General features: G+C 34.1%; 9 protein-coding genes. 1 reads left to right on the top strand and 8 read right to left on the bottom strand.

Annotated elements, in window-relative coordinates; translation table 11 throughout:
- Positions 1-55: 55 nt before the first annotated feature.
- From RR554_RS05225 to yfmF, 6 genes are all read right to left on the bottom strand, one after another.
- A complete protein-coding gene (locus RR554_RS05225) occupies positions 56-442 on the bottom strand; it encodes a VOC family protein (RefSeq protein WP_332467564.1) in 387 nt (128 codons plus the stop codon).
- A 61-nt stretch (positions 443-503) separates the two neighbouring features.
- Positions 504-1,028, bottom strand: a complete 525-nt coding sequence (locus tag RR554_RS05230) for an HdeD family acid-resistance protein (protein ID WP_332467553.1) — start codon at positions 1,026-1,028, stop codon at positions 504-506.
- Positions 1,029-1,126: 98 nt separating this feature from the next.
- Positions 1,127-1,705: a CDP-diacylglycerol--glycerol-3-phosphate 3-phosphatidyltransferase gene (gene pgsA / locus RR554_RS05235; protein WP_332463074.1), complete on the bottom strand. Its 579-nt coding sequence runs from the start codon at positions 1,703-1,705 to the stop codon at positions 1,127-1,129.
- On the bottom strand, positions 1,706-2,668 hold the full coding sequence (locus RR554_RS05240; protein WP_332463073.1) for a RodZ domain-containing protein: 963 nt from the start codon (positions 2,666-2,668) through the stop codon (positions 1,706-1,708). It abuts the gene before it with no gap.
- A 173-nt stretch (positions 2,669-2,841) separates the two neighbouring features.
- Positions 2,842-4,131, bottom strand: a complete 1,290-nt coding sequence (yfmH, locus tag RR554_RS05245) for an EF-P 5-aminopentanol modification-associated protein YfmH (RefSeq protein ID WP_443081211.1) — start codon at positions 4,129-4,131, stop codon at positions 2,842-2,844.
- 2 nt (positions 4,132-4,133) lie between these two features.
- A complete protein-coding gene (gene yfmF, locus RR554_RS05250) occupies positions 4,134-5,399 on the bottom strand; it encodes an EF-P 5-aminopentanol modification-associated protein YfmF (RefSeq protein ID WP_332467554.1) in 1,266 nt (421 codons plus the stop codon).
- Between the two features lie 283 nt (positions 5,400-5,682).
- Here yfmF and mscL point away from each other — a divergent pair, with 283 nt between their 5' ends.
- Entirely contained in the window at positions 5,683-6,114 is a 432-nt protein-coding gene (gene mscL, locus RR554_RS05255) for a large conductance mechanosensitive channel protein MscL (protein WP_332467555.1), read from the top strand.
- Positions 6,115-6,158: 44 nt separating this feature from the next.
- On the opposite strand, the gene RR554_RS05260 is transcribed toward mscL, so the two are convergent.
- Entirely contained in the window at positions 6,159-7,130 is a 972-nt protein-coding gene (locus RR554_RS05260; protein ID WP_332463069.1) for a ribose-phosphate diphosphokinase, read from the bottom strand.
- Between the two features lie 94 nt (positions 7,131-7,224).
- Positions 7,225-8,201: bifunctional UDP-N-acetylglucosamine diphosphorylase/glucosamine-1-phosphate N-acetyltransferase GlmU (gene glmU, locus RR554_RS05265; protein WP_332467556.1), on the bottom strand; the 977-nt coding region annotated here is incomplete at its 5' end.

Genomic DNA, 8,201 nt, shown 5'->3' on the forward strand with positions numbered 1-8,201 from the left:
CTCGATTTTCATGTCTGTCATTCAGAAAATGAAAATCGAGTTTTTTATTTAGTATTTAATACCCTTCAATTACTGCGAAATAGTGCTCATCTAAATCTGCAAAATAAAATTGTTTCTTACCAGTAACTTCTGAAATATCACTAACCATAGGGCTTATTTCTTTAAGAGCAGTATGTTGTTTGTCAATCTCACTTGTTTGAAGTAGCAGTGACGGTGTATTCGTGAGAACTTCAGGTGAAAATTCAGCAATAAAATCTTTAGAAAACAGTTGTAATGTCACCTGGTTTAAAAGTGTCAGTTTAACTGAAATAAACCCCTTAGGTAGTTCGATTGTTTCAATATGACTAATTTTAAAGCCCTGAGACCAAAAATCAGCAGAATGTTCCACGTCGGTGACATATAGCATGATGGTTATATGATTTATTTGTATTTCCTCCAGTATTAGTAGTTAAAAAAGAGTCCTCACTCATTAAATGAATCAAAGAGTGAGGACTTTAAAAAGATTACATATCAAAATTTCTAAAACGAATAAAAGCGATGAGTTCTGAAATACCAGCAATAATTAAGGTTACACCAAAAACTTGGAAGAAAACCATGGCGCTTTTAAACGGATTAATCACAAGTAAAATACCAGCACCAATTAAAACGGCTCCATAGACAAACATTGGCAACCAATTTACGTTAACATATTGTCTTAGACTAAGTGATTGTGATAAACGCATTCCACCACCAATAATAATCATCAAACCTAAAAGAAATGGTAGAGAAGCGACAAGTGTCTTAGCAAATAGGAAAATTAAAAGAGCGACAATAAAATAAAAAATAGCCATTGGAGTTGCTGAATTATAGCCTTTATTTTTATTTCTAAGAGCTGTTATTAAGTTAAAAATTCCCATCAACACATTATAAGCAACAATTAAATTTAAAATCATTTGAGAAACAGATTTTGGTTCTAAAAAAATTGCAATTCCGAGTAATACATAAGCAACACTCCTTAGTAGAGCGTGTTTTTGAATTGATTTAAACATAGAAGTCATCATTTTTCATTCCTTTAACATATAGTATATAAAACATAGTCTTACTTTAATCATAAAAATAAAAAAAATCAAGGAAAAGTCCCTTGATTTTACATAGAATCTTTAAAAACGTCTTTATTTTTAGCAAAATAATCAACACCTGAATAAATAGTGAAGATTAAACAAGTATAAAGCATAATTTGGTCAAGTGGTAAGTTGAAACTAGCAAATGGAATATTGTTAATTAAAAGTAAAATGATGGCTACCATTTGAGTAGCTGTTTTTATTTTACCTGGCCATGCTGCAGCCATTACTTCGCCACCTTCAACAAGTAGTAAACGTAAACCAGTCACGGCTAATTCACGACAGACAATAATTGCGACAATCCATGCAGCAGCTTTCCCTTGCTCAACTAAAACGATAAAAGCTGTCATAACAAGCATTTTATCAGCTAAAGGATCAGCAAACTTACCAAAGTTAGTAACTAAGTTATCACGACGAGCAATGTAGCCATCTAACCAGTCCGTTACACTAGCAACAGCAAATATAATAGCCGCAACTAATTGCGTCACTTCTAAAGATGTTCCTAAAAGAGTGATAGTCCCCCAATCAAGTGGTGCTACAGCAATAATAATAAAGACTGGAATCATAAAAATTCGCAAGACAGTTAGTTTATTAGGTAGATTCATTTATTCATATACCTCTTTCTGTTCATTTGTATTTGTAGTAGAATCCAAATTTGATTCCTCTGTCTTTAATGTTATCATTTTTTTGCCAGTTGTGGGAGTTTTTTCATTAAAATTAAGTTTTTCTCCGTTAACACTGATTTCAACATTAGTCGCTGCACCAATCACAATATCTAAATTATCTAAATCCTCAGGTGCTACCTCTGAGACTTCTTCACCAGGTTGTAGTGTATATTGATAGAATATCTCTTGTGTAATTGGGGATTGTAGACCAACCCACGCAGGTCCTTCTAAGCCTTTAAAAGTAACTTTAATCGGCTTTTCAATGCTCTTAGCAGTATAAGAAACAAAGTCGCCAGTATCCGTTTCTAAGACAAATTCTTTTTGTTTCTTTTTCTTTTTGTCATTTTTCTTAGTTTCTTTAGATGCTTCAGTAGAGTCAATTTCCGACTGCTCAGTGCTTTCTTCTGATTTTTGACTACTAGAGTGTTTAGTTGTTTCAGGTGTTGCTAAGGACGTTGTTTTGTTAGGCATTGGGACAATAGGTCCTTTTTCTGAATCGATAAAAATGGCGTAACTAATTGTGCCAATAATTCCCATGACAACAAGAACAAGCATAGTCACAGGCATATAAGATCTTATTAGTGTTTTTTTAGTGTTTGTTTCATTATATTTTGTCTTTCTAGATCCTTTAACAGGGATAGAATGAGCAGTACTGTTTGTTAGGTCACTCTGTTCAGTTTTTCCATCAAGACGTCTTAGAAGAGGTTTTGGGTTTAAACCAACCGCTTCAGCAAATTGCCTAATAAAGGTGCGTTTATAGTAATCACTAGGCATGGCGTCAAAATCATTATCTTCAATAGCTTCTAAGTAGCGTCGTTGTATTTTTGTTATTCGTTGTAAATCACCGATTGTTAAGCCGCGGTCAAGCCGAGCAGCTTTCAATTTTTCACCAATCGTTTCCAAGTCTTCGCCCCTTCTTTCCAAGTCTACTAGAGGTTCTTTACATATAAATGTGAAGAACGATAGTTTTATCAATAATTAATAGTTTCTTTGTTATATGCGTCAATAAGTACTCCTCAATAATGTACTATACAAAATTTTGTTGATGTTGCCAATTAGACCATAGACCGAACTTCTTATTTAGGATAAATAAAGAAACGACTTAAACCTTCAGGGCGAACAAAAGCTTCTTGGGCAGCTAGTAAATCACTTAATTCAATGCCATCAATGATTTCGGCTAAATCAAAAAGAGTCGCATTTCCAAACTTAGTCCCACTAAATTGGTTAGCAATGTATTCAAGTGAATCAAGAGATTTTAAATGTTTACCCATCATTTTACGTTTAGCTAAATTCAAATTGCGCTCAGTTAATTCGTTGCTATCTTTTGATTTTAAAATCAAGTTAATCATTTGATTAGCAAAACGTTCTGGTTCAGCAGTGTCTGTGCTAAAATCAGCAAAATGGAAACTGCGATCTAACGTAAATTCAAATGAGAAGGAGTCATCAATTAACCCCTCATTGTACATAGCTAAATAACTCTCTGAGGTATCCCCAAACAGCAATTGTAGTAGTAACTGAATGCTTGTCTGATATTTAAGGCGTTCAAAACCATCCTCAGGAACATCATCTAGACCTTTTAGCCCAACAATAGCTTTAGGTCGGTTCACTGAAAGGTTGATTTGAGCTTCTTTAACAATATCTTTAGCATTTTCAACAGGAAAACGTCTTGGAATTGGTTGGCTTTCAACGAATTCTTTTTGAGCTTGGTTTTCCTCAATAAATTTAATTAATTCCTCAGGTTCCATTTTCCCAACAATAAATAAATTCATATTACTTGGATGATAAAACGTGTTATAGCAAAGGTATAAATCCTCTGCTGTTATGTGAGAAATACTCTCTTCCGTTCCAGCAATATCAATATGTAGTGGATGTTTCGGATATAAATTATTTAAGATACCAAAGTATAAACGCCAATTTGGGTCATCTAAATACATTTGGATTTCTTGTCCAATAATGCCTTTTTCTTTATTAACAGACTCCTCAGTAAAATAAGGGTCTTGTACAAAATCTAGTAACGTCTTAATATTTTGAAGGGTATTATCAGTACTTGAAAAAAGGTAACTCGTACGAGTAAAGCTAGTGAAGGCATTACTAGCAGCGCCTTGTCGTCCAAACTTTTGGAACACGTCTTCATCTTCTTTTTCAAATAATTTATGCTCTAAAAAGTGAGCAATCCCATCAGGCACTTTGGTAAAATCGTTTTGTCCAAGTGGAACAAATTCATTGTCAATTGAGCCGTAATTAGTTGTAAATAAGCCATAAGTTTTATGGAAATCTGGCTTAGGCAGTAAGGTAACCTCTAAACCATTATCTAATACGCCTGTATACAGTGTTTCATTAACTGAAGGATAAAAAATCTTTTTCATCATTAATTTCTTTCTCCTTCCATAAAGTAAACAGCTTGCAAACGAACACGTTTAGCTACAGCTTGAATATCATTGATTGTTACAGCGTCAATACGTCGCAACCATTCTTCCTGTGTAATATCAGCTACAGGGACTTTGATTTTTAAATAAGCCTGCTCAAGTAAACCGCGTTGGCTATCAAGACCTAACAGATATTGATTTTTGAGCATAACTTTAGTCTGCTCAAGGGACTCGTCACTAATCTTACCGGCAACAAGTTCTTTAAGTTGGTCATTAATTAAACGTAGCACCTTTTCACGATTATTGCCGTCAATGCCTGTTTGGACAGCTACAAGGCCTCTAAAAGGCTCTAAAGCACTACTAGCGTAATAAGCCAAACTATGTTTTTCACGGACATTTAAAAACAGCTTAGAATGTGGGAAGCCTCCAAATAAGCCATTAAAAATCATCAAAGCAAAATACAGATCGTCATAATAATAAATATCACAATGGTAGGCAATATTTAATTTTGATTGAACGACTGGTAAAATCTCAGTTTTTTGTTGAATCACATTTTGAAACGGTGGTTGATAGAATAGCGGCACTGAAAAAGCGTCACGATCACTAAAACCAAAATCTTTAAAACAGCGATTAACATAACCTTCTGCCACATTACCAATGACCAAAATATCAACACGGTCATTATCAATCATTTCTTTATAGTAACTAGCAAGTGTTGCGGCTGTTTCTTTTTTGATTGTTTCAACATCACCAAAACTAGGTGTTCTTTGGCTACTTGATTGAGAAAAGAATAAATTTTGAAGTGAAAGAGAAGCATAGGTTTGCTTATCATCAAAGATGGACTCAATATATTCGATTAAGTTTTCTTGTTCACGATTAAAAGTTTCTTGTTCAAAAGAGCCATGAATAATATTAGGTGAAAAAATAATTTCTTTTAAAAAGTCCACAGCAGCCTCTAAAACAGACGTACCACTTGGAACTAGATCATCGTTAATTATATTTAAAGCTAAAGTAAAATAGTGTTCGTTACCATTTCGACTCACACCTATACCAAAACCCGCACCATAAAGTTCGGATAATTTTTTGCTAAGGGCTACTTGGTCAGGATAATTTAAACTATTTGTCTCCATAAGACTAGCAAGTAAAGAACGTTTGCTACTTGTATCTTTGTTTAAAGGCGCAGCAAAACGGACTAAAATGCGCACTGTTTTATATTTATTAGTTGGAATCACGTGTAAATTCACGTTTTTATTTAATTCAAAAGTCATAGATCTAATCTCCTTTGCTGATCAGATGAGTCTCATTTTGTTGAAAAATGAAATACACCTCACTAGAGTACCAAAAATCTGAACGATTTGACAGGAAAACGCTAGATTTTAAACGAAAAAAAGAAATTTTAATAAAAGATTAAGTATTGGGTAAAAATATCTGTTTATTTATTATTCTTTACAATATCATATCATATATTACAAATATTTCATGTGTCAAATCAAAAATGATGCAATTAAAAAAAAACTTTTGTATAATTTCAAGTACAAGGGGGAGATATTTGTGTTAAAAGAATTCAAGGAGTTTATTTCACGAGGAAGTGTGTTAGATTTAGCTGTTGGTGTTATTATTGGGGGAGCTTTTACAGGAATTGTAACTAAATTGACCGAAAATGTGATTACACCTTTAATTACGTTAATTATTAGTTTTATTTTTCCTGGTACAAAGAATGTTGAGGATGCAACAAAAGGTTTAAATTTTGTTGTGAATGGCGTAAAATTCGACTATGGCGCTGTGATTTCTGCTATTATTACTTTTTTAATTACCGCCTTTGTTTTATTCTTAATTATTAAAGCGGTGAACAAAGCTAATAACATTATTCCTAAAAAAGGAGTGGAAGAAGAAGTAGTAGAACCAGAAACATCAGAAGATATCTTACAAGATATTCGTGATTTATTGATTGAGCAAAACAAGAAAGAAATAAAAAAAGACTAATAAAAAGGAGATTGTCATCTAAAAAATGACAATCTCCTTTTTTATTATTTTTGTTTTGTCTCAAAAAGTGGACTAACAGGTTTGTTTTCATGAATACGTTTAATGGCATCTCCCATTAATTCTCCAACACTAACAATTTCAATTTTATCTGAATGTTTTTCTTCAGGTAATAAAATAGAGTCAGTGATGATTAATTTTTCAATAGAAGAATTATCAATTCTCTCAATGGCTGGACCTGATAAAACAGGGTGAGTACAACAAGCAACAACTTCAGTTGCGCCTTTTTCTCTTAGAGCTTCAGCAGCTAAAGTGATTGTACCAGCAGTATCAATCATGTCATCAATAAGAACGCATCTTTTACCTTTTACTTCCCCAATGATATTCATTACTTCTGCAACATTCGCTTTAGGTCGGCGTTTGTCGATAATCGCGATAGGTGATTTTAATTTTTCAGCCAATTTACGTGCACGAGTAACGCCACCATGATCTGGAGAAACAACGACGACATCGTCTCCTTCGTAACCACGTTCGATGAAATAATCAGCAAGTAAAGGTGCTGCCATTAAATGGTCAACAGGGACATCGAAGAAACCTTGAATTTGAGAAGCATGTAAGTCTAAAGCCAATAGACGAGTTGCTCCTGCTTTTTCTAACATATTTGCTACTAACTTAGCTGTAATCGGTTCACGAGAACGTGCTTTACGATCTTGACGAGCGTAACCGTAGTAAGGCATAACTACGTTAATAGTTTGAGCACTTGCGCGTTTTAGCGCATCAATCATGATAAGTAATTCCATTAGATGATCATTAACAGGATTGCTTGTTGATTGGATTAAGTAGACGTGACCTCCACGAATACTTTGCTCAATGTTGATTTGGATTTCACCGTCACTGAATTGTTTCACTTCTGATTTTCCTAATTCTACACCAACAGCATCGGCAATTTTTTTAGCCAAAGGTTTGTTTGAATTTAAGGAAAAGATTTTTAGTCTTGGATCAAAGTAATGATTAGACATGAGGACCTCCACTTTCTTTTTATAAACTCCGATTTATACTTCCAATTAAATAGTAGTCATTTTTTACGAATAAATCAAGTGATTTCAGGTCTTTTTATTCGTTATATGGCATTTTTTTCGCATAACCCTCTAAATTTGATTGACGACCACGGGCAATACCTAAATCACCATCTGGTACATCTTCTGTAATGGTCGAGCCGGCAGCAGTCGCGGCGTTACGCCCAATAGTGAGTGGTGCAACTAAATTGGTACCACTGCCAATAAAGCTGTGATCCCCAATAGTTGTATGGAATTTATTTTTTCCATCATAATTAACAAAAACAGTGCCACACCCAACATTAATGTCTTCGCCTAAAGTAGCGTCACCAACATAAGTTAAATGACCAACTTTTGTATTGTTTCCGATAGTGGCTTTTTTAATTTCAACAAAGTTACCAATATGTGCACCTTCACCAATCTCAGCATTTGGACGTAAGTGGGCATAAGGTCCGATATCAGCACCATTGTTAATAATGGATTCTTCAATAGTAGATGAATGAATCACGACATTATCACCAATTTTACTGTTAAAGATATTAGAATGAGCCCCAATGTGGCATTTTGAGCCGATAACAGTTTTACCACGTAAGTAAACACCAGGTTCAATAATTGTATCAGAGCCAATAACAACATCACTTTCAATATAGGTATTAGCAGGGTCAATAAACGTTACACCATTTTTCATGTGTTCTTTATTAATACGTTCAGTCATTAACTGACTGGCCTTAGCTAGAGCAACACGGTCGTTAACTCCCATGGATTCATCTTCAGAGTCCATAACAAAAGCCGTCACAACTTCCCCTTTATTTTTCAAGATACTAATAACGTCAGGTAAATAATATTCGCCTTGAGCGTTATTGTTACCAACTTGTGTCAATGCCTCAAATAAAAATTCATTGTCAAAGCAATAAGTACCGGTATTGAACTCATTAATCAAAAGCTCAGACTCAGAAGCATCTTTTTGTTCTACGATTTTTTCAACTAAGTTCGCTTCATTTCGAATGATACGACCATAACCTGATGCATCACGAG

The organism is Vagococcus sp., from assembly GCF_036639995.1.
Lineage (GTDB): Bacteria > Bacillota > Bacilli > Lactobacillales > Vagococcaceae > Vagococcus.